General features: G+C 70.2%; 16 protein-coding genes and 4 pseudogenes. 8 read left to right on the forward strand and 12 right to left on the reverse strand.

Annotation, left to right across the window (positions count from 1 at the left end; all coding sequences use genetic code 11):
• Window positions 1–166 precede the first annotated feature (166 nt).
• Window positions 167–1453, reverse strand: a pseudogene (locus tag SAM23877_RS01940) (DUF4246 domain-containing protein); the annotation flags it as partial.
• A 1-nt stretch (window position 1454) separates the two neighbouring features.
• On the opposite strand from SAM23877_RS01940, the pseudogene SAM23877_RS01945 reads away from it, so the two are divergent.
• Both SAM23877_RS01945 and SAM23877_RS01950 read left to right on the forward strand, forming a co-directional pair.
• Window positions 1455–1793: pseudogene (locus tag SAM23877_RS01945) on the forward strand (TipAS antibiotic-recognition domain-containing protein); the annotation flags it as partial.
• 323 nt (window positions 1794–2116) lie between these two features.
• On the forward strand, window positions 2117–2668 hold the full coding sequence (locus SAM23877_RS01950; protein ID WP_053126257.1) for an EF-hand domain-containing protein: 552 nt from the start codon (window positions 2117–2119) through the stop codon (window positions 2666–2668).
• Window positions 2669–2794: 126 nt separating this feature from the next.
• On the opposite strand, the gene SAM23877_RS01955 is transcribed toward SAM23877_RS01950, so the two are convergent.
• The gene (locus tag SAM23877_RS01955; RefSeq protein WP_425314747.1) at window positions 2795–3745 is read right to left on the reverse strand and encodes an NADP-dependent oxidoreductase; all 951 of its coding nucleotides are present in this window, start codon (window positions 3743–3745) and stop codon (window positions 2795–2797) included.
• 94 nt (window positions 3746–3839) lie between these two features.
• Between SAM23877_RS01955 and SAM23877_RS01960 the strand changes: the two genes are divergently transcribed.
• Window positions 3840–4904, forward strand: a complete 1065-nt coding sequence (locus SAM23877_RS01960; protein ID WP_425314780.1) for a GlxA family transcriptional regulator — start codon at window positions 3840–3842, stop codon at window positions 4902–4904.
• Window positions 4905–5200: 296 nt separating this feature from the next.
• Here the strand turns inward: SAM23877_RS01960 and SAM23877_RS01965 are convergent, their stop codons facing one another.
• Both SAM23877_RS01965 and SAM23877_RS01970 read right to left on the reverse strand, forming a co-directional pair.
• A complete protein-coding gene (locus SAM23877_RS01965) occupies window positions 5201–5698 on the reverse strand; it encodes a hypothetical protein (protein ID WP_053126259.1) in 498 nt (165 codons plus the stop codon).
• Between the two features lie 34 nt (window positions 5699–5732).
• A complete protein-coding gene (locus SAM23877_RS01970) occupies window positions 5733–6611 on the reverse strand; it encodes a peptidoglycan-binding domain-containing protein (protein ID WP_053126262.1) in 879 nt (292 codons plus the stop codon).
• A gap of 349 nt (window positions 6612–6960) precedes the next feature.
• Here SAM23877_RS01970 and SAM23877_RS01975 point away from each other — a divergent pair, with 349 nt between their 5' ends.
• On the forward strand, window positions 6961–8136 hold the full coding sequence (locus SAM23877_RS01975) for a DUF2235 domain-containing protein (RefSeq protein ID WP_053142066.1): 1176 nt from the start codon (window positions 6961–6963) through the stop codon (window positions 8134–8136).
• A gap of 155 nt (window positions 8137–8291) precedes the next feature.
• Here the strand turns inward: SAM23877_RS01975 and SAM23877_RS41070 are convergent, their stop codons facing one another.
• From SAM23877_RS41070 to SAM23877_RS01985, 3 genes and pseudogenes are all read right to left on the reverse strand, one after another.
• A complete protein-coding gene (locus SAM23877_RS41070; RefSeq protein WP_269465983.1) occupies window positions 8292–8663 on the reverse strand; it encodes a M23 family metallopeptidase in 372 nt (123 codons plus the stop codon).
• A gap of 33 nt (window positions 8664–8696) precedes the next feature.
• A pseudogene (locus SAM23877_RS41075) lies at window positions 8697–8942 on the reverse strand (peptidoglycan-binding protein); the annotation flags it as partial.
• A gap of 298 nt (window positions 8943–9240) precedes the next feature.
• Window positions 9241–10110: a peptidoglycan-binding protein gene (locus SAM23877_RS01985; protein WP_053126266.1), complete on the reverse strand. Its 870-nt coding sequence runs from the start codon at window positions 10108–10110 to the stop codon at window positions 9241–9243.
• Window positions 10111–10582: 472 nt separating this feature from the next.
• Between SAM23877_RS01985 and SAM23877_RS01995 the strand changes: the two genes are divergently transcribed.
• Entirely contained in the window at window positions 10583–11983 is a 1401-nt protein-coding gene (locus tag SAM23877_RS01995; RefSeq protein ID WP_159041967.1) for a hypothetical protein, read from the forward strand.
• A 15-nt stretch (window positions 11984–11998) separates the two neighbouring features.
• On the opposite strand, the gene SAM23877_RS02000 is transcribed toward SAM23877_RS01995, so the two are convergent.
• The 5 genes and pseudogenes from SAM23877_RS02000 to SAM23877_RS02015 all read right to left on the reverse strand — a co-directional run bounded on the left by SAM23877_RS02000 (window position 11999) and on the right by SAM23877_RS02015 (window position 16080).
• A complete protein-coding gene (locus SAM23877_RS02000) occupies window positions 11999–13453 on the reverse strand; it encodes a hypothetical protein (protein ID WP_159041968.1) in 1455 nt (484 codons plus the stop codon).
• Window positions 13454–13533: 80 nt separating this feature from the next.
• Complete coding sequence (locus tag SAM23877_RS02005; protein ID WP_053126274.1) at window positions 13534–14253, reverse strand: alpha/beta fold hydrolase; 720 nt, start codon at window positions 14251–14253, stop codon at window positions 13534–13536.
• A 93-nt stretch (window positions 14254–14346) separates the two neighbouring features.
• Window positions 14347–14475, reverse strand: coding sequence for a hypothetical protein (locus tag SAM23877_RS42040; protein ID WP_256359353.1), 129 nt, complete (start codon window positions 14473–14475; stop codon window positions 14347–14349).
• A gap of 2 nt (window positions 14476–14477) precedes the next feature.
• Window positions 14478–14900: pseudogene (locus SAM23877_RS02010) on the reverse strand (alpha/beta hydrolase); the annotation flags it as partial.
• 193 nt (window positions 14901–15093) lie between these two features.
• On the reverse strand, window positions 15094–16080 hold the full coding sequence (locus SAM23877_RS02015; protein ID WP_053126276.1) for an aldo/keto reductase: 987 nt from the start codon (window positions 16078–16080) through the stop codon (window positions 15094–15096).
• Window positions 16081–16399: 319 nt separating this feature from the next.
• Between SAM23877_RS02015 and aceE the strand changes: the two genes are divergently transcribed.
• The 3 genes from aceE to SAM23877_RS02030 all read left to right on the forward strand — a co-directional run bounded on the left by aceE (window position 16400) and on the right by SAM23877_RS02030 (window position 20999).
• Complete coding sequence (aceE, locus tag SAM23877_RS02020) at window positions 16400–19087, forward strand: pyruvate dehydrogenase (acetyl-transferring), homodimeric type (RefSeq protein ID WP_053126278.1); 2688 nt, start codon at window positions 16400–16402, stop codon at window positions 19085–19087.
• 441 nt (window positions 19088–19528) lie between these two features.
• Window positions 19529–19768, forward strand: coding sequence for a hypothetical protein (locus SAM23877_RS02025; protein ID WP_053126280.1), 240 nt, complete (start codon window positions 19529–19531; stop codon window positions 19766–19768).
• A 334-nt stretch (window positions 19769–20102) separates the two neighbouring features.
• A complete protein-coding gene (locus tag SAM23877_RS02030; protein WP_053126282.1) occupies window positions 20103–20999 on the forward strand; it encodes an RNA polymerase sigma-70 factor in 897 nt (298 codons plus the stop codon).
• Window positions 21000–21107 lie beyond the last annotated feature (108 nt).

Raw genomic sequence — 21107 nt, forward strand, 5'->3', positions numbered from 1 at the left:
GTGGTGACACTCCGGCACGGGGCGAACGCCGTCAGCGCGGGGAGAACGGCCGGCAAGAGGCACCCGGCCGAGGGCCGGAGGCGCCCCCGGCTGAGGGCCAGAGGCGCCGCAGCGTCCCCCGCGGCCCGTCCATGGAGGACGCCACGGAGTGCCCGGCCTGTGAGGGTCAGTGCTCGCAGAGGGAGAACTCCCGCTCGTAGAGCTGCTCGTTGTGTTCGTCGACGAAGAACTTGCGCTCGTGCATGAGGTGTTCGCGGTAGTCGCGGGCCTGTTCCAGCGTCATGGTCGAGGTGTCGGCCCATGGCTGCTGCGGTGGTACGTCGGAGGTCGAGACGATCGTTTCCGACGGGTCGACCAGGAAGAAGGCGAGGATCTTGCGATGCCCCGGGCGCGTGGGGTCCGCAAGGGCGAACGGGCCGACGCGGTGTTGCAGGATGTTGGGAAAGGCCAGGCAGCGACCGGCCGGGGTCGACACCGATCCCAGCACCTGGTTCAGCGGGTCCTCGTCCTCCAGGCCGTAGACCTCGCGCAGGCCGTTGTCGTCGTTCTGTTCGTAGTTCGGGTCGTCGAGCGCGGAGCGGAAACCGAGTCGGCTCTCGGTGATGTTCTCGCTGTCCCAGTAGTAGATGCCGGTCGAGACGATCCGCTCGTTCAGCATCCCCTCGACGTGCCAGGAACCGCCGGCGTACTCGGGCTGGTCCGGGGTGAGATGAATGGTGGCGAGCTTGACGACGACCTGGAGGCGGCGACCGCGCAGGTCGACCCGGGCGGATTCGTCGGGCACCTCGGGCGGGGTGAAGGCCGGGGCGTCCGGAACGACCGGGCGGCGGTTCTCCCACCAGTCGTCCTGGGCCTCTTCCCACGCACGGAGGGCTTCGGTGTAGGCCCCGTCGTCGCTGTAGGAGGACCTGTCGGGATGCTCCGGCTCGGAGTCGTACCATCCGTAGGGATCCGCCTCGATCCGCAGGGGTCGCGGATGGCGCAGATCGGTGAGCACGTTCTCCCACAGCGGTCGCATGCGTGCGAACAGGTCCGGCAGGACGGAGTACAGGGCGCGATGTGTCTCGGGGTGGAGGTTGTTGACGTACGAACGGAAGACGACCTCACCGTCGTCGCTGACGTCGACGTCCGTGGGCAGCCACTGGAACCTCTCCGAGAACTCGTAGGTCGAGTAGCGGTCCGTCGGGTTCCGCCAAGCCCTCTCGGGCCCCCCGCTCACCTCTCTCACCAGGCAGAACAGTGAGGGATGCACCAGATCGAGTACCTGGCCGCCGGATCCGGGGTGCCAGTCCCGTTCGGCTTCGGGAACCTGCTCCAGGACCCGGACCGCTTCACGCAGCCGGGATCTGAGCTGTTCGTCGACCAGCGCGTCCGACTGCCACACCCCGTCGACGGCGGACACCTCGATGCCGGTTCGCCCGTCCCGCAGCGCGGCGTAGTGGGAGAGTTCGGCCTTCCCCGACATCGCCGAGGAGGTCGGACGGCGCGCCGCCACGATGAGCCAGGCCGATGCCGACGCCGCGCACCGTGAGCGCACCGCGCAGATGGTCCGGCTGGCCGAGCTCATGGCCGCGGGTCACTCGGCCGACGCCGATCCGGTCCAGGCCGAGATCGACATCCAGTACCGGGCGCTGACGGAGCTGCGGCCGGTCCCGGCCGAGGAGTACCGGGCCGTCGGCCGCTCCGTCGTCGACAACGCGACATGGCGCGCCGCGTACGAGGCCATCGCCCCGGGCCTCGCCGCGTACCAGCGCGACGCCATCGAGGCGTACGCCGCCGCCCGGCTGGACTGAGACAGGGTGCGGCCGCCATCGAGGGACGACGGCGATGGCGGCCGCGCCCGTCGCGTAGCGCCGACGGTGTGCGCTCCCGAGGACGGGCTGGAGTGGAGCCCGCGGCGGATGTCCTCGACCGCGGAGCGGGCCACGCCGGACCGCACGGTGCTCGGCGGAGCACCGGGTCACCGATCCGCCGCCGGCGCTCGGTGGAAGCCGGCGCTCGGGGCATTCGACCGGCGCACGGTCTCGCCGGGGCTCCCAGGAGTGCGCGCGAGCGCTGTTAGGCAGCCGGTGCGCTTGGACAACCTCTCCTCACTTCTGGAAATGAGAGGGCTCGTATGGCCAGTGAGTTCCAGCGCATCAAGCTCCACGCGATGTTCGACGCCTTCGACGTGAACGGCGACGGGTACTTGCAGGAGGAGGACTTCCATGCTCTGGCGGCCCGCTGGGGCCGTCTGTCCCGTGTCCAGGCGGATGCCGAACTGACCGAACGGGTGCGGAGCGTGATGCTGGGTTGGTGGCAGCAGCTGGCGGCGGCCGTCGACACGGACGAGGACGGCCGGATCGACATGGACGACCTCCTGGCCATGGTCGACCGGCTCGGTGCCCTGCGTGAAGCCGTCACCGCCACCGCCGACACCGTCTTCGACGCGGTGGACGAGGACGCCGACGGCCACATCTCACGCCGTGAGCACCAACGCCTGATCGACGTGTGGCACGGCCGGGAGATCGCGGTGGGAACGACCTTCGACGTCCTCGACCGGGATGCCGACGGCCGCCTGACCCGAGCCGAGTTCGCCGAGCTGTGGGTCCAGTTCTGGATCAGTGACGACCCCACCGAGCCGGGCAACTACATGTGCGGACCGCTGACGGGCATCCCGATCGGCTGAGGAGAGGGCGGCCGGGGTTCCGTCGGCGGACCGGGAGGCTCACAGGCAGCGCGAAGGCCGATCACCACGATCCCCGGCGACCGCGCTGTCGCCCTGAGCCCGGCCACCTCCACCGGACGCCACCGGTCAGTCCACCGTCAGGACGATCTTGCCGGTGGTGCCGCCCTGTTCGCCGATCTCGTGCGCCTTCGCGGCCTGGCCCAGCGGCAGGACCGTCTCGACGACCGGCTTCAGACCGCCGCGCTCCACGAGCGCGGCGATCTCCCGCAGGCCGTGGTGGTCCGGCTCGACCAGCATCCACGAGGCCCGCACCCCTTCCCGGGCGACGGGGACGTCGTCGGGTCCCGGCAGCGTGATCAGCCGGCCCCCGTCGCGCAACACCCGCAGGGACCGTTCGGCCGTACGGCCACCGATGCCGTCCAGCACGACGTCCACGTCGGAGACCGCGTCCTCGAACCGTACCGAGCGGTAGTCGATCACCTCGTCCGCCCCCAGCTCCCGCACCAAGGCGTGCTTGGCCGCGCTGGCCGTACCGATGACGTAGGCACCGCGCGCCTTGGCGATCTGCACCGCGAAGTGCCCGACCCCTCCGGCCGCCGCGTGGACCAGCACGCGCTCCCCCGGACGGACGTCCGCGGTGTCGACGAGCGCCTGCCAGGCGGTCAGCGCGGCGAGCGGCAGCGCCGCCGCCTCCACATGCGTCAGCCCGGCGGGCTTTCGCGCCAGGTGCCGGGCCGGCGCCACCACGTACTCGGCATATCCGCCGGCCTGACGCGGGAACAGCGGCATTCCGAAGACCTCGTCGCCGGGACGGAAGACGCCCACGCCCGGACCGACGGCTTCGACCGTGCCGGACACGTCCCAGCCGACGGCCGGCTGGGTGCCCCATTCGATGAGGGCACCCGTGGCCCGGGTCTTCCAGTCCACCGGATTCACTCCGGCCGCGTGCACCCGCACCAGGACCTCGCTCAGCCCGGGCTCCGGGCGCTCGATCTCGCGCTCGCCGAGCTCCTGCGGTCCGCCCCACCGTTCCACGACCACTGCACGCATGTTCTTGGCCTCGTCCTTCGTCTCCATCGCTACGGTGCCGCCGGAGGCCCGGCGACACCCTCCACGATCGGGCTTCCCGGCCGTCCACGGTGTTGGCCCTCCGGCCACTATGTGACAGGATCTGGCCATGGCCAGCGCACAACGGACTTCGGCACGGACTTCGGCGAGGCAGGACCACGGTCGTACGGGCGGAGCCGGTCGACGGCATCGGATCGCGGTGCTCGCCCTGCCCGGCGTCCCGCCTTTCGAGCTGGGCATCCCCTCCCGGGTCTTCGGCAGTGCGCAGGACCCCGAGGGCCGGTCTCTGTACGAGGTGGTCGTCTGCACCGCCGACGCGGCCCCCGTCCCGAGCGACGCGGGCTTCATGATCCAGCCCGCGGCCGGACCCGAGGCGCTGGCCGAGGCGGACACCGTCATCGTCCCGCCCACCCACGCCATGCCGGAACTGGGCCGCGGCGGCCCTCTCCCGCCCGAGGTCACCGACGCCATCGCCGGAATCCGGCCCGGCACGCGGCTGGTGTCCATCTGTTCCGGGTCGTACGTCCTCGCCGCGGCCGGGCTGCTCGACGGCCGGCCCGCCACCACGCACTGGAACCTGACTCCCGAGTTCCGTCGGGCGTACCCCAAGGTCAAGGTCGACGAGGAGGTCCTCTTCGTCGACGACGGTGACGTGCTCACCTCCGCGGGGGTAGCTGCGGGCGTCGACCTGTGTCTGCACCTGATCCGCCGCGACCACGGAGCGGCCACGGCCAACCGGGCCGCGCGCATGTGCGTCGTACCGCCCTGGCGGGACGGCGGGCAGGCCCAGTACGTCGACCGGCCCATCCCCGACCCCACCGTCGCCGGCACCACGGCCACCCGGGCCTGGGCCCTGGAACACCTCGGCGAGCCGCTGTCCCTGGCCCAGCTCGCCGGGCACGCCCGGATGAGCCTGCGCTCCTTCACCCGCCGGTTCCGTGACGAGGTCGGCATGACCCCCGTGCAGTGGCTCACCGCTCAACGCCTGGAACTGGCCAAGCAACTGCTGGAGACGACGGACCTGCCCATCGACCTGGTCGCCCACCGCGCCGGCTTCGGCTCCGCCAACTCCCTGCGGGCCCACATGAGAACCACCCTCGGCGTCTCCCCCGCCGTCTACCGTCGCGCGTTCGGCGCACGCGACCTCGCCGGTCCGCCGTCACCCTGAACCGGGAGCCGGCCTCCCGACCGTCCGACGCGCACACCGGACGCCCTCCTCGTCCCTGCCGTGAGCCGTCGCCGTCCCGGCCGGACATCTCGGCCGCCGTCGTGGCAAGCGGCTCGGGGGCCGCGACCGCGGCGTGGCCCTGCTCGCCATCGTGACCGGCTGGCTGCTGGTCCTCTGCGGCCTGTTGCTGGTGGTCGCCTATGCCGGTCTGGTGGTGGGACTCGGATTCCTGGTCGGTTCGGCGGACTGAGCGGCGCGAGTGGCCGGGGCCGTGCCCTTCCGTCACCCTGGCGCGGTCAGCCGTCCACTCGGTAGGTGACGTAGTAGAAGGATCCTTCGACCTCCGACGAGGCGACCTGCGCGACGTGTCCCCGGTCCGTGTCCTGCGTGTCGATCCGCACCGTGCCGAGCGGGTCGTCGTCGTCCAGGAAGGAGTCCCTCTCCCAGAGGGTCAGCGACGTGGAGAAGTCGAACGGGAGGGCGACGGAGGGGTGTGCCACCTGGCCCTTGTTCATGTCGCGTGTCTCCCCGCCCCCGGGCCACACGGAGTTGTCCAGGCCGCTCGTGGCGTCGACGGTGAGGTAGACGCTGTCGGGGTCCGCCTGGACCTCGTCCAGCGCCTGGACGAGCCCCGGTATGGCCTGGACGGTGGCGGTGGCCGCCTGACCGGCCTCGTCGATGAAGATCTTCTCGAAGCCCGACAGGAGATTCTTCACGTGCGGCGTCAGGTGGCCGAAGTCCGTACCGGTGGCCGGCTTCAGGCACCAGAGCTCAACGATCGTCGCGGTGGGCATGGCGCTTCTCCTTGCTCATGAGTGTCGTCCCCGTTCAGACCCCGAGCGCCGTGAACCCCGATGTGGAGAGCCGCGCGCTCAGGGCGGCCAGAGCGGCCGGGTCCTCGCAGGAGCCGTTCGGGTCGAGGCCGTTGTCACCTTGGAACGCGCGGACCGCGCCCTGGGTACGCGGCCCGTCGGCGCCGTCCTGGGCCCCCGGGTCGTACCCGAGAGCGAGCAACGCGCCCTGCACGCCGAACACGTCGGACAGGTCGAGGGCGAGCCGGTCGGCAGGCAGGCCCCGGGCCTCCACGGTCCCGGCCAGCAGGAAGTGCTTCCGGTCGAGTATGTTCCGGATCCTGATGGTTCCCTCGTCCGGGGTGAAGTGGCATTCGTCCGCGGCGCCGTTCCACTCCCGCGCCGCCACGTGGCCCTGGAGCCGGGGGAAGCGGAAGGCCGGTCCGAGCGCCCAGCACATGCTCAGCGTCGCGAGCTGTGCGTTGGCCGGCCAGGAGGCGAACCCGGCGAACTCGGGACCCCGCGCCGTGAGGAACGATTCCATCTGGTCCAGCTTGGCGAACACGTGCCGATCGATCTCCTCGTCCGACAGGTGCAGTGAGGTGAACGGCGGCTGGAAGGCCTTGTGCCCCTGGCGGGCGAGGTGCAGGTGTGCCTTCACCTTGTCCCAGTCTCGGGCGACGAGGTCCGCCGTCGCCGGGGAGCCGTCGGCGTCCAGCCACCGCAGTTCCCCCGCCGACGCCAGGGACGCGGACCGCTCCGCGGGATTCGGTGCCGAGTGGGCCGCCACCGTCTGGTCGATCTTGTTGCCGATCCCTGTGCTCACCCACCCCTTCTGGTCCAGGTACATGAAGGGGACTCGGCCCTCCAGCGGGTCGTTGAACGGGATACAATGGTCACGGACGATCTGGTGCATGGTGTCGGCCTCTCCGAGAACCGGCCGGGCGCAACCCACCGGCATACGCGGACGACGGCAGCCGACGACGCCAGGGCGCGGGAGAATCGGATGCCTCGGCCCGCTCGGGCCCGGAACGAGTAGGCCGTAACTCCCCTTCAGGATCAGCCCGTTGCCGACCACCCGCAACTCAGGACAGACACCCTCGGCGATGGCCGACGCCGCCGGTCACACCCGTTCCACCGACGGTCACAGGGGCGGCCACGACCTTCGTCCTGGCTCGGTCCTCGCGTCGCGCGGCGCACCGGACGGTGCCACCCTGGAAGTGGTGCTGCGCGCCGCTCCGCAGCGTTCGGCAGGAGGGATGATCATGTCCGCGCGCCTGATTGTCTGTTGCGACGGAACGTGGAACTTCGCGGACCAGCCGAGCAAGACGAACGTAGCCAAAGTAGCTCTCTCCGTGCGTGCCGGGTCCGCCGCCGGCAAGGAACAACGCGTCTACTACCACAGCGGAGTCGGCACCCACCGGCGTGAGCGCCTGCGCGGCGGCGCGTTCGGCGTGGGACTCTCGCAGAACATCGTGGACGCCTACCGGTTCCTCGTCGAGACGTACGAGCCCGACGACGAACTGTTCCTCTTCGGTTTCAGCCGCGGTGCCTTCACCGTCCGCAGCCTCGCCGGGCTGATACGCAACAGCGGCATCCTGCGCCGGGACCACGCCGACCGCATCCCGGACGCCTGGGCCCTGTACCGCGACCGCATCGAGCAACCGAACGGAGCGGCCGCCACGTTGTTCCGGCGTTCCTACGCGCACGAGACGGACATCGGCTTCGTCGGGGTGTGGGACACCGTCGGCGCCCTGGGCATCCCGGCCCCGAGCACGGCATGGCTGCAGCCGGCGGCACGCCGCTTCAACCGCCGATGGGCGTTCCACAACACCGAGCTGAGCAGTCGGATCAAGGCGGCGTTCCACGCGCTGGCCGCTGACGAGCAGCGCTCGGCGTTCCGGCCGGCGCTGTGGCACCAGCATCCCGAAGCCGCAGCGCAGGGCCAGGAGCTGAAGCAGGTCTGGTTCGCCGGGGTCCACAGTGACGTCGGTGGCGGTTACGAGGAGACCGGGCTGTCGGACATCGCCCTCCTGTGGATGGTGGACCACGCCCGCAGACACGGGCTGGAGTTCGACTCCGAAGCGCTCAGCACGACGGGGCCCCAGGTCATGCGACCTGAGGAAAGCACCGCCTTCCGCGTACGACCGGACGGGGCGGGCCCTCTTCACGTCTCCCGTACGGGCATGTACCGATTGTCCACACCCCTGCACCGGCCACTGGGGCAGGCGGTGAACGACAACGGCGAGCCCGACGGCAACGAATTCCTGGCGGTACCCGCCAAGGAGCGGTACGACCGTGACACGGGTTACCGGCCGCCGGAGCTGGAGCGATACCTGGGCAGGCAGGATCGAGTCCGGCTGGAGCCGGTCCTGATACCGGGCGTCCTCCCGGGACTGCCGCCCATGCATCCGCTCCGGCCCGGCTCACTGTCCAAGTGAGCACCGGCGGCACGCCGGGCCGATCACCAACGCGCCGCGAGCGCGCGGAAGTCCTGCGACTGCGCCCCACCGAGACCTTGGTCTCGGTGGGGCGCAGTCGCAGGACTTCCGCGCAGCCGGGCCGTCTCAGCCCATGGTTACCACGTCGCCCATGGCTACCACGTCGGTGTCACGTCGGAGCCGAAACCGCCACCGGCCGGACGCTTCTCGAAGTGGAGGTGGGGGCCGGTGGAGTTGCCGGTGGAACCCACCTCCCCGATCTTCTGGCCGGCCCTCACCGAACCCCGCTTCACGGTCTGCTCGGAGAGGTGGCAGTACCAGTAGTCGAACCCGCCGGCACGCAGCACCAGGAAGTTGCCGAAACTCCGGTCCTGTCCACTGCGGACCATGGAACCGCTCCGCACCGCGACACACGGGGTGCCGTTCGGGGCGGCGTAGTCCGCGCCGGTGTGGTAACCGAGGCTCCAGTGCGGCCCCTTCACCCGGTAGCGCGTCGAGATGCCGTGCCCCGGTACGGGAGATGCCACGCGCCCGCCGGAGGCCGACGGTGTCGGTGAGGCCGAGGGAACACGGAGCCGGTCCCAGGAGAGCTTGCCCGGGATGCCGTCCGCATCGTCTTCACGGAGGCCGATCTTGCTCTGCCAGGCGGCGTACGATTTCTGGTCGGCTTCCGTCCACACGGGTCCCGGGCCGGTCTTGTACTTGCCGCACCCTTCCGCCACCAGCCGCTTGCCCATCGAGGCGATCACGGCACTGTGCTGCCCCTTGTGGAAGAACGTCGCTCCTGGGAATGGCGCCAACGCAGGCATGGCCCTCTCTCCTTTCCTCATGACCCCCTCAAAGCACCCGGCTCACGACCCGAGTTGCCCTGCGGTACGTGAGGTGCCGGCGCACCGAAATACGCAGGAGAGGTCGGTCCTGTGGCCCTTGGGGACGTCCAGGAGGCCGTCGGCCCGGTGCTTGCGGACCGGCCGGTCATCTTCCCCCACTTCCACCATGCGCCCGGACGGGGACCCGTGCAAACCCAGGAACGTGCTGATGAGCGAGTTCTGACGACCGGTCCGGCAGTGCTCGCGCAGGCCTTCCACGGCGTACCGGACGGCTTCAGGAACGGGGCACTTCGAGCCGCTCCCAGCTGAACCTCCCGGGGATACCGTCGGCCTCGCTGTCCTGGAAGCCAAGCTTCTGCTGCCAGGCGGTGTACGACCTGACGTCGCCCGCGCCCCACACGTCGATCCCGGTACCGCTCGCGTAGCGGTCGCAGTCCACGGCGACCAACCGACCGTGCATGCCCGCGATGACGGGTGATCTGCGTCCCGCCTGGAAGAACGACGCACCGGGGAACGGCTCGAACAGCGGCTCGGACGGGGACGGCTCCCCCGGCCGGGGGGCGAACGAGGGCCAGGAACCGGGATCGACGTGGTTGTTCTCCGGTACCTGGCCGTGGGCGTACCACCCGCCTCGCGTCCGCCAGGTGTCGGCCGGGCAGGTGTTGCGGGACAGGGAGGTCGGGCGGCCCATGGGCCAGACGTCCGGTACGCCCCAGGAGCTGATCCAGGAGTGAAGATCTGCCCAGCCCTTGCAAGGGGTGTCGACCAGCCTCGCGAACACCTCCCCCTCGACGCGGCAGTGCGGGAAGAACAGGGCCTCGATCTGGATGACGACCTTGCCGGCCCGGTTGGTACGCGTGCCGCCGGCCGCGTCGAACAGGGCCTTGCTGCGGGAGGTGGCGGGCAGGAACTGGGCGAACGCTCCGGTGAAGGGATCCCAGAGAACGTGCGGTGCCCGGCTCTTGCCGCCGCCGGTGAAGAAGCCCTTGAGATTGGCGAAGGGGACCAGGTCCAGCGGAGCGGCGGCGGTGGCCTCCCTGTCCGCCGTGATGTGCGCGATCGCCCTGGCCGGGAACTCCGCGTCACACGGCGCGTGGTCCCCTACGTCAGCTCTGAGTGCCTGGGGCATCCATGGAGTGGGCACGGTGGATCCTTCCCTCTTCGCCGCAGGGGATCGTGTCGCCTGCGGAGTGGGACCGGAGGAGGCAGCGAGTGCCGCGGGAACCACTGTCCGCGCGGCCGGTACTCCCCCGTTCTTCCACGATGCGTCCGTCGGCAGGCTCCGGCAAACCGTGGGAGCGTCGCGAGGGGGCGATTGTCGACTGCCCTGCCACATAAAGAAGTTGGCCTCCCGACGGGACCAGTGGAACCGTTCGGGACCGTATCCTGGCGGGCCGGAACAGCTTCCTTTGCGGGGCCCGGTCCGAAGCGCCTTCACGTTTGCCGCCCTCTGGTCGGCGTCGTAGCGTTGTGTGTAAAGGACCTGAAGTTGCCGTGGTCCGTCGTGTCAGCGCGCAGTCGGGGTGCGCGGGAACAGCACGGCGCCAAGCGTGTCTGGAACCATCATGGCCAGAATTTCTCGGCGACACCTCCTTCGCATGGCCGGCGCTTCCGTTGTGGCAGCGACACTCGCCCTGCCCGTAGGGACGGCGGCGGCCGCGGCAGAGCCCCGGAGCCTGCCCGGCGGCAGCGCCGCAGCGCCGCGGAGCACGGATCCGCCGCCCTCCCCCTCGTCGACACCGAGTGAACCGGACGACCCCACGACGCCCCCACCACCGGACACCACGACGCCGTCGGAGCCGAGCGAACCGACGGAGCCGACAGGACCCGATTCCGCCACGCCCGGTGAGACCACCGAGAACTCCCCGCCGCCGGACACCGACGCCACGGACGGACGGACGTCCGCGCCTCCGCCCGAACAGGAAGCCGGCATCGACGAAGCCTCGACGAACCTGGAGCAGGTGAGAGAACACGTCCCCGAGGAACTCAGGTCCACCGTGGACAGGCTCATCACGCTCATCTCCACGGTGCAGAGTCCGGAGACCTCACCGCAGGACAGGCAGGGCGTCATCGAGAGCACGGAGCACCTGACCACCGCGCTGGCAGCGATCAACGACCCGCAGACGCCGCCCGAACTGCGCAAGGAGCTGACCTCCGTCGTGAAGCAGGTGACCTCGACGCTGGGGACGGTCAGCGATCCGGACGCACCGGCCGAGGAACGGTCCATGCTCATCCTGGTGGTCAGACGCTCCACGTCCACACTCCCGCTGATCTGCGCCCCCGGCACGCCACAGGAACTGCGGGCGAAGATGATCGCCGGCATGAAGGAGGGAGCCTTCGCCGCGGAGCACAGCGCGGGTGGCGAATCGGCTCACTCACCGGACAGGAGCGGGGCGTCGTCGCAGGAGACGACCGTGGAACAAACGCTTGCGCGGAAGAGCGGCTCTGACCAGATCACTCAGGACGAGCGGACACCACCGGAGGAACGCGAGCGGCTCGTCACCGTCACCCAGCAGGTCAGCGCCTTGCTGAAGAAGATCAGCGATCCTGAGACCTCGTCGGAGGAGCGGTCCGAAGCGACCAAGGAACTGGATGACAGGACCGCTCGCATGAAGGATCAGCAGGAGCAGTCCGCCTCCGCCCAGGACCGCCCGGAGGAGTCCCTCGGCAAGGCCGCCGCGGTCTGCACCAGTGCCATATTCGAGTCCACCTCCGAGTCCGCTCTCGCTCGGGGGCTGGAGAGGCTGGTTCCCCCGGAGTGGGAAGGAGAGGGCGTCAAGGACTTCTGGAAGGCGCAGGAGAAGACCGACGACAAGCTCGAGGTCCTCGCCCAGTTGCGCAACAACGAGAACACCCGCGGGCCGTTCGAAGTCGTTCCGCTCATCACCGAGCTCGCCGAACTCGTCCCGCACGACGAACTGTTCGGAAGCCTGGGAGGCTCCGCCCTGTCCTGCAAACAGACCGCAACGTACCTCGAGGAGAAGTTCGGCGTCACCGTGGGAACCTGGCTCACCTGACCGGCACGCGACCGGTCAGACCCCGGCGGACTGCAACAGCTCCGCCACGGAGATCTCCGAGTCCACCCGGGCCCTGGCGGCTCCGTACCTCTCCAGCTCCCGCCTCTCCTCCCCGTAGTCGCCCACTCCGGAGAAATTGAACGGAAAGGACGAGATCGAAGAGATGAATCTGCCCCCCGGTGACCAGACGGCTGTCACATAGCGAGGTTTGCGCGTCACATTGATGAGATTGTTGTTGTGCCGCACCCTTCCGCGGTAAATGAGTTGCCCACCGCATACGGCCGGTTCGCAGTAGTAGCGCCTGTCCCGTTCGTTCCACGAAGGGTGAGGCGACCTGAATTCCTCGACGTCGAGCTTCCCGCGGTCCTTCCTCATGTAGGAGATCTGCACTTCCACACTCACGGTGTCGTACCCGACATCCTCGGGAAGCTGGAACACTCGCTTCAGGGAATGCTCCTGGCCGACGTCGAGCGAGTTACCGGACTCGTAGAACCTGCCGCTGCTGACGGTGAAGTACCTGAGCTGGTCGACATACAGTTCAGCCTCCCCCTCGCGTGCTCCCTGTTTTCCCACGCTCTGCCGCCATTCCGTCATCAGCCCCTTCTCCTCCGTCGAATACAGGGCAACCCTGCCGCGTACCGTGTAGAGGTCATTGATGATGTACACCGGGATTCCTCCGGTGTTCTTCATGCGCAAAGTCAGCGGGACGTGCACGAAAGGGAGGTTCTCGTCCTTCCAGGCTTTCCCGAATTCCGCATTCAAGGTGAAGTGCATCGGGGCGGCCGCGGGCTGGTACATGGTCGAGTAGGCGAGGCTGACAGCCGTCAGGAGGGCCGTGGCGACCACCCCGGCCGCGAATCTTTTGGGCTGGGGAACTCCCTGCCACGACTTCTGGCGCACGAGCAGGCAGAGCGCCCACAGGGACCAGCACACGGCGGGCAGATACACCAGCAGATGACGCGTGTACTCCCTCTCCTCGAACCAGAGCAGCAACAGGAGGCCGTCCGTGGCCAGGGCGACGATCGCCCCCAGCAGGACGACCGCCCCCGAGGCCTTGAACTGCCGCCTGCCCCAGTAGTCGACTGCCGCGACGGCCGCAGCTCCCAGCACGACCCCGGAGAGGACGAACAGGACTCCGGTGATGCGTTGCGCGAAGGTCAGCGCACCCGACGCGTCCGGCCAGCCGATGACCACGTTGAGCACCATGGAGACCAGCAGCCCGACCACCATGAGGGCCATGACCGAGCGTCTTCTCCAGGCACGGTCCGGCCAGACGTCGCTGTCACCCCCGCGCCAGCACAGGGAGGACCGGTCCGTCAGATCCATGTCCTTCGGGTAACCGAGGCGCCCGAGCACCGTACGCAGCTCGGACGGGGACCAGGCGCTGCCGACCTCGACGCCACCGACGGTGATACGACGAAGGCCACGGTCGTCCGGCGGTTCCACGACGACCCAGGGACGGATGCTCATGATCACAGAATCGAACCTGCGTGGGTTCCGTGCACGCGGGGCTACCCCGTTCGCCCTCCCCCCTCACGGGCGACAACCACTCACGCAGTGGACTGCGCGGCCTCGTCGATCAGCCGGGCGACGTCGCCGGGACGCGAGACGCCGACCGCGTGGGAGGCCGGCACGCTCACGACGGTGGCCTGCGCGCGCTCGGCCATGAAGACCTGCGCCTGCGGCGGGATGTTCCGGTCCTCGGTGGCCACCAGCACCCACGAGGGGATGGTCCTCCACGCGGGAGCGCCGGACCCCTCGCCCAGCGCCACATCGGTGACGGGCCGCTGGGTCACCGCCATGGCGGCGGCGATGGCCTCGGGGACGTCGGCGGCGAACTGGCGGTGGAACTTCTCGGCCTCGATGTAGAGATCCACGACCTGGTTCCCGTCCGCCAGCGTCACCGGGACCGGACGGAGCGCCTCACCGAGCGTGCTGCCCGGGAACCTGCCGGCCAGTGCGAGCGCGCTCTCGCCCTCGTCCGGCACGAAGGCCGCGACGTAGACGAGTGCTTTGACCTGGTCGAGTCCCCTGGCCGCGTTGCTGATGACCGCGCCGCCGTAGGAGTGACCGGCCAGGACCACCGGACCGTCGACGGAAGCCACGAGCTGCCGGACGTAGTCGGCGTCGGTGGACAGGCCCCGCAAGGGGTTGGCGGCCGCCACCACGGTGTAGCCGTGGGTCCGGAGCTCTTCCACGACACCGTTCCAGCTGGAGGAGTCCGCGAAGGCGCCGTGGACGAGAACGACGGTCGGCTTGTGTGCGTTCATGAGAATGACCTTCTGTTCAGCAGTGTTCTTCGTCCGGGGAGCCTGGACGCTCCCCGGTACTCGTAAGGGATGCGATTGCCTGGTCCCGGCGTGTCAGTCGGTGCCCAGCGCTTGGCGCAGAACGTGGACGGCCTGCTCCACGGCCGCGCTCGATGCCCGGGTCTCGCGGACCGGGTTCAGCATCATGAAGTCGTGCAGCGTGGCGTTGTAGCGAACGCTCATGGTCCCGTGCTCACGACCCACCGGGCGGTGGCGTAGGCCTGTTCGACGGCGACGGGGTACTTCGCCTCCGGAGAGCGGTCGTACTCCACGAACACCAGAGCCGCGTCCGCGCCCACGGCGAGCTCACGCACCAGACGGTCGTGGGTGCCGGCGTTTCCCAGGATCCAGCCGCCGCCGTGGACGTAGAGGATCACGGGCAGGACGCCCGTGCTGCCGGCCGGCCTGACGATGCGCACCGTCACATCGCCGACCTCGGCGGGAACGGTCGTCCACTTCTCGTCGACGGCGAGCTTCTCCACGGGTTGTGCCTGCACGTCGTCGAGCAGTTTGCGGGCGCCGTCGACGCCCAGTTCGTACAGCAGGGGCGGTGTCGCCGTCGCGTCGGCGAAGGACTGGGCGGCGGGCTCGAGAACGATGTCGCTCACGGCGTGTCTCCTCCGGATCGTGCGGGTTTCTCAGGAGCTTGCGCCCCATATGACCGGAGGAGGGGTCTTTGTGTGACACCTACATGGAAAAGAAGGTACGAGGCCTGCCGAGTCGCACGCGCTTCCCGCGCGCCTTCTGCGCGGCAGCCCGGGACCACCGATCCGCCACCGAACCGCCCGTCCGCGGCCCGGGTCAGCGGTTGGTCGAGGCCAGCTGCTGCGGGGTGTAGCGGGCTCCCTGGACGGTTTCGGGCCGGACCGCCGCGTCCAGTGACGCCAGGTCCGCGTCGGTCAGTGCCAGGTCGGCGGAGGCGGCGTTCTCGGTGAGGTAGGCGCGGCGTCTGGTGCCCGGGATGGGGATCGCCCCCTGGGCGGACACCCAGGCCAGAGCCACCTGGGAGGGGGTGGCTCCGTGCCGCTGGGCGACGGCCCGGACGTGGTCGACCAGCTCGAGGTTGGCGGCGATGTTCTCCGCGGAGAAGCGCGGCAGCTCCCGGCGGGAGTCGTCGGGGCCCAGGTCGTCCACGCTGCGGATGGCCCCGGAGAGGAAGCCGCGGCCGATGGGCGAGTAGGCGACCAGTCCGATGCCCAGCTCGTCGAGGGTCTGTTTGACACCGGACGCCAGCGGGTCCCGGCTGAACAGCGACAGTTCCGACTGCACCGCGGTGAGCGGATGCACGGCGTGGGCACGGCGGACGGTGTCCGCGGAGACCTCCGACAGGCCGATGTGGCGGACCTTCCCGGCCGCCACCAGCTCGGCCATGCCGCCGATCGTCTCCTCCACCGGAGTGTCCGGGTCCAGGCGGTGCATGTAGTAGAGGTCGACGCGGTCCGTGTTCAGGCGCCGCAGGGAGCGTTCGACGGCTCGACGGATGTGTTCGGGCCGCCCGTCGAGTGGACCGGGCCGCCCGTCGTCGGAGAAGTCCAGGCCGAACTTGGTCGCCAGGAGAACCTCGTCACGGCGATGGGCCAGGGCGCGGCCCAGCAGCCGTTCGTTCTCGAAGGGGCCGTAGGACTCGGCCGTGTCGAACAGGGTGATACCCAGGTCCGCCGCGTGGTTGAGGGTGGCGACGGCCTCCTTCTCGTCGGCACTGGCTCCGTACGCCCCGCTCAGGCCCATGGCACCGAAACCCAGGGCCGACACCGCGGGGCCGTGCTCGCCCAGGCGAACTTCTCTCATGTGTTGTCCTTCCCTTCTGACCAGGGGCTCGCGCGCAGAGCGAGCGCCTTTGCACGGGTCGTCCGACCCGGCGCACGCGACCTTACACACCGTGTGCAACATTCGAGAAGCGACGAGTGTCGCCGTGTCACAACAACCGGCGGCGTCCGGTCAGGTGTGCAGTCGACACGGTGGTGCGTCGCCCGTTCGCGAGGACGCCGGCGGACCCACCGGCCCCCGGCGGAAGTGGACACCCGTGACCGGCCACCGGGCTGCTTCGCGGCACCGATCGTGTCCGCTTCCGCCGTTCCCACCCCCGAGCAGTGCCAGGAAGGCCGCCATGAATGACCCGTCCCGGTTCGCTGGGTCCTCCGCGCCCAGTGAGCTCGACCAGCTGCCCGACCGTGACCGCGAGGAGACCCTCGAATGCCAGGCCTCCCTGGACGCCGTCGTGCGAAACGCCGGACCCGAGCGAGCGCTGTACCTGATGCGACGGGTGCACGAGTTCGCCGCGCGGTCCGGGATGTCCCTGCCGGGGCTGCTGTCCTCCGACTACATCAACACCGTCCCGGTCGCCGCGCAGCCGAAGTTCGACGGTGACCTGGAGACGGAGACCCGGATCACCGCGCTCAACCGGTGGAACGCCGCGGCGATGGTCAGCAACGGGGCGCCGCTGGGGCTCGGCGGGCACATCTCCACGTACGCGTCGGCGGCCTGGCTCTACGAGATCGGCTTCAACCACTTCTTCCGCGGCAAGGACGGTGACGGGTCGGGCGACCAGCTGTTCCTCCAGGGGCACGCCTCCCCGGGCATCTACGCCCGGGCCTTCCTCGAAGGCCGCCTGGACGAGGGGCAGCTGAACGCCTTCCGCCGTGAGGCCGGCGGCAACGGCCTGCCGTCCTACCCGCACCCCCGGCGGCTGCCGTGGCTGTGGGAGTTCCCGACGGTGTCCATGGGGCTCGGGCCGCTCGGCGCGGTCTACCAGGCACGGTTCAACCGGTATGTGCAGGCCCGCGGTATCAAGGACACCTCCGGCTCGCGGGTGTGGGCGTTCCTGGGCGACGGGGAGACGGACGAGCCGGAATCGATCGCCGCGCTGACCCTGGCCTCCCGCGAGGACCTGGACAACCTCACCTTCGTCGTCAACTGCAACCTCCAGCGCCTGGACGGACCGGTGCGGTCCAACTCGAAGATCGTGCAGGAGTTGGAGGCCCGGTTCCGCGGATCGGGCTGGAACGTGGTCAAGACCCTGTGGGGCGAGGCCTGGGACCCGCTGCTGGCACGGGACGCGACCGGGGACCTGGTGACGCGTCTGGGCGAGGTGCCGGACGCCCAGCTGCAGACCCTGGCCGCACGGGACGCCGCCTACATACGCGAGAAGTTCTTCACCGGCGACGTGCTCGCCGCCCTGTCCGCCTCCCTCAGCGACGCCCAGGTGGTCGAGCTGTTCGAGAACTCCCGCGGCGGCCACGAACCCCTCAAGGTGTACGCCGCCTACCGGGCCGCCGTCGAGCACCGCGGCGCGCCGACCGTGGTGCTCGCCCAGACCGTCAAGGGTCACACGCTGGGCTCGGCGTTCGAGTCCCGCAACGCCAACCATCAGATGAAGAAGCTCACGACGGCACAGTTCCGTGAGCTGCGTGACGTGCTGGAGCTCCCCATTCCCGACAGCGCCCTCGCGGGGGACCGGATCCCTTACTGGCACCCGGGAGAGAACTCGCCCGAGGTGCGCTACCTGCACGAGCGGCGGGCCGCGCTGGGCGGCCCGGTGCCGTCGCGGCGCGTGGTCGCCAAACCGCTGCCCGAGCCGCCCGCCAAGCCCTTCGAGTCACTGGAGAAGGGCTCCGGCCACCGGGAGGTGGCGACCACGACGGCGCTCGTGCGTCTGGTGAAGGACCTGATGCGGGACGAGCGGACGGGAGCACGCTGGGTGCCGATCGTCCCCGACGAGGCCCGCACGTTCGGCATGGAGTCGATGTTCCCGACCGCCGGGATCTACTCCCCGCTGGGGCAGACCTACGACCCGGTCGACGCGGACCAGTTGCTCCACTACAAGGAGAGCAGGACCGGCCAGCTGATCATCGAGGGCATCACGGAGGCCGGTTCCGTGGCCGAGTTCACGGCCGCGGCGACCTCGTACGCCACCCATGGCGAGCCGATGATCCCGTTCTACATCTTCTACGCCATGTTCGGGTTCCAGCGGACCGGCGACCAGTTCTGGGCGCTGGCCGACCAGATGGGCCGCGGTTTCGTCGTCGGCGGTACCGCCGGACGCACCACGATGACGGGTGAGGGCCTGCAGCACGGGGACGGCCACTCGCACCTGCTGGCCTCCACCAACCCGGCGGCGGTCAGCTACGACCCTGCGTTCGCCTTCGAGATCGCGGTGATCGTCCGGGACGGGCTGCGTCGCATGTACGGCGAGCGGCCCGAGGACGTCTTCTACTACCTGACCGTGTACAACGAGCCCAAGCACCAGCCGCCCATGCCCGCGGCACCGGGCGTCGAGGAGGGCATCGTCCGGGGCATCCACCGCTTCCGGCCTGCCGAACCCACGGCGGCCGGCCCCCGCCTCCAGCTGCTCTCCTCGGGTACGGCCGTCCACTGGGCGCTCCTTGCTCAGGAACTCCTGGCCGCCGACTGGAACGTGCACGCCGACGTGTGGTCGGTGACGTCGTGGACGGAGCTGCGCCGCGACGCGATGCGGGCGGACGCCGCACGGATGCGGGGCGAGGAGAGGACGCCGTACGTCACCGCCGCGCTGGCCGGTGCGCCGGGTCCGGTGCTGGCCGTCAGCGACTGGATGCGGCAGGTGCCGGACCAGATCAGCCAGTGGGTGGAGCAGGACTACTACTCCCTGGGCACCGACGGCTTCGGGCTGTCCGACACCCGTGAGGACGTGCGCCGCTACTTCGAGGTGGACGCCGAGTCGATCGTGGTCACGGCGCTGGACCGGCTGGCCCGGGCCGGGCAGGTCGCCCCGTCCTCGGTGGCCCGGGCCCGAGAACGCTACGGCCTCGACCGGTGACCGACGCGGGAGACCGCGACCGGACCGCGTCCCACAGGCGGCGGACGAGGGGCTCCGGGGGCGTGACGCCGACCGGAGCCGCCCCGCCGCCAGTGCCGCCCTCCCCCGCTACGGGCACGCGCTCTCCGACGCGCACCGAGCCGCCCCCCATTGTCATGTGGTGGAACTTCGTGGGCCGCACCCACGAGGACGTCGTCCGGGCCCGGCAGGCGTGGCGGGAGGGCCCCGACCGGTGCGGGCAGGTGTACGGAGACGGCGGCGAACGCCTGCCCGCACCCGAGTCGCCCCACGCCACTCCCACTCCCCGGCGCGCCCCGGCATCCCGCGCCCCCCGGCCGACGGACCGGGGGCTGTCACAACTCCCGCGGTCGTCCGGTCTATGACGGTGACGGCCCGAGCGACGCCGCCCGCGTCCTCGCCTCCAGAAAGGAAGTGACGCCCGTGCTTTCCGGTGCCCCTACGACCCGGAGCCAGGACGAGCCTTCGGACACCGCCGCCGGTGTGTCCCTGGCCGCCCAGGCGGCTCTGCTGGAGACACGCGCGCTGATGCTGCGGGAAGCGCTCGACGCCGTCGACGCGTCCATGCGCGAGACCTCCGAGAGGCTGGCCCGGCTGCGGCAGCAGAGCGGCGACGGCTCACGGCAGGTCCGGTGCGGCGAACCGCCGCCCACGGCCCGGTAGGGGACGTACGCGGCCCCGGGTGCCGACTCACGGGGGATCGAGGGGACACCCGGGGCGCTCACCCGCCCGGCTCTTGTGGCGGGTGCGCACGTGCTCCGGGCCCTTCTCGGGTACCGTCCACCGGTGTCCGGAGCACTGCCATGAACCTAGCACAGTGTGACACCGTTTGGTGACAGTGGCAGAGAAGGAATCTTCCCGAGCGGCGTTCCGGCGCCCGCGAGCGGGTCTCCTGCCGTCATGGCGGGCATCCTCGGTACTCACACGGTGTGCCCGCTGACACGGTTACCGATGCCCGCTTGTAGCATCACCGGTGCCACGTGAGAAGGGACGATCCATGCACGCCGGCGCTCACCCCGCCCCCCTCGACCGGGCGACCGAGGACTTTCTGTCGGTACGCCCCCGGCTCTTCGGCATCGCGTACCGCATCCTCGGCAGCGCGGCCGAGGCCGAAGACGTCGTGCAGGAGGCATGGGTACGGTGGCAGAACACCGACCGCGCCGCCGTTCACGAGCCGGGCGCCTTCCTGACCACTGTCACCACCCGTCTGTCGATCAACCTCGCCCAGTCCGCCCGGGTGCGCCGGGAGACGTACGTGGGCCCGTGGCTGCCCGAACCGGTCGACACCGCGCAGGACCCGCAACTGGGGGCGGAGCGCGCCGAGGCCGTCGAGATGGCGGTGCTGCTCCTGCTGGAGAAGCTGAACCCCGTGGAGCGCACCGCCTACGTGCTGCGGGAGGCGTTCGACTATCCCTACGACCGGATAGCCGAGATCCTGGGGACGAGCCGTGCCAACGCCCGCCAGCTGGTGAGCCGAGCGCGCAGGCACCTGGCCGACGAACGCAGGGAGCGTGTCGACCCCGCGACCCACCGGCGCCTGCTGGAGGTGTTCCTCTCCGCCGCGCGGACCGGCGATCTGGCCGTGCTCGAGGAGGTCCTCAGCGCGGACGTCGTCAGCTACGCGGACGGCGGCGGGATCAGGGGGGCGTCCAAGATCCCCGTGGTCGGCCGCCCGCACGTCTCCCGGTACCTCGCGGCCTTCGCGCCCCGGTTCTGGCCGCAGGCGGACACGCGTTGGGTCGAGGCGAACGGCCGGCCGGCGGTCCTGGTCCTGGCGGGCGGTACGGCCGTGGCCCTGCTCTCCGTCGACGTCTCCACCGACGGCATCGACCGGATCATGTGGGTGATGAACCCGGCCAAGCTGTTTCCCTACGTGGAGTCCCTGACCGGCTGACCCGCCGCGGCCGCTCCCCGCGGGCGTCGGGCAGGTGTCACGGGAACGGCGGCTGATCGGTCACCCGGGAGTCCGCAACCCGGACGAGCGCCACTCCCGGCGCACGTC

This window comes from Streptomyces ambofaciens ATCC 23877 (genome assembly GCF_001267885.1).
In the GTDB taxonomy this organism is placed as follows: Bacteria; Actinomycetota; Actinomycetes; order Streptomycetales; family Streptomycetaceae; genus Streptomyces; species Streptomyces ambofaciens.

Bases quoted from the DNA above. Each gene is read 5' to 3' on its own strand.
- SAM23877_RS42040 (WP_256359353.1), bottom strand. From the start codon at position 14,475: ATGAGCGTTCGCTACAACGCCACGCTGCACGACTTCATGATGCTGAAC.
- SAM23877_RS02005 (WP_053126274.1), bottom strand. From the start codon at position 14,253: ATGAACGCACACAAGCCGACCGTCGTTCTCGTCCACGGCGCCTTCGCG.
- SAM23877_RS01955 (WP_425314747.1), bottom strand. From the start codon at position 3,745: ATGGAGACGAAGGACGAGGCCAAGAACATGCGTGCAGTGGTCGTGGAA.
- aceE (WP_053126278.1), top strand. From the start codon at position 16,400: ATGAATGACCCGTCCCGGTTCGCTGGGTCCTCCGCGCCCAGTGAGCTC.
- SAM23877_RS01950 (WP_053126257.1), top strand. From the start codon at position 2,117: ATGGCCAGTGAGTTCCAGCGCATCAAGCTCCACGCGATGTTCGACGCC.
- SAM23877_RS01970 (WP_053126262.1), bottom strand. From the start codon at position 6,611: ATGCACCAGATCGTCCGTGACCATTGTATCCCGTTCAACGACCCGCTG.
- SAM23877_RS01965 (WP_053126259.1), bottom strand. From the start codon at position 5,698: ATGCCCACCGCGACGATCGTTGAGCTCTGGTGCCTGAAGCCGGCCACC.
- SAM23877_RS01975 (WP_053142066.1), top strand. From the start codon at position 6,961: ATGTCCGCGCGCCTGATTGTCTGTTGCGACGGAACGTGGAACTTCGCG.
- SAM23877_RS02000 (WP_159041968.1), bottom strand. From the start codon at position 13,453: ATGAGCATCCGTCCCTGGGTCGTCGTGGAACCGCCGGACGACCGTGGC.
- SAM23877_RS02015 (WP_053126276.1), bottom strand. From the start codon at position 16,080: ATGAGAGAAGTTCGCCTGGGCGAGCACGGCCCCGCGGTGTCGGCCCTG.
- SAM23877_RS02030 (WP_053126282.1), top strand. From the start codon at position 20,103: ATGCACGCCGGCGCTCACCCCGCCCCCCTCGACCGGGCGACCGAGGAC.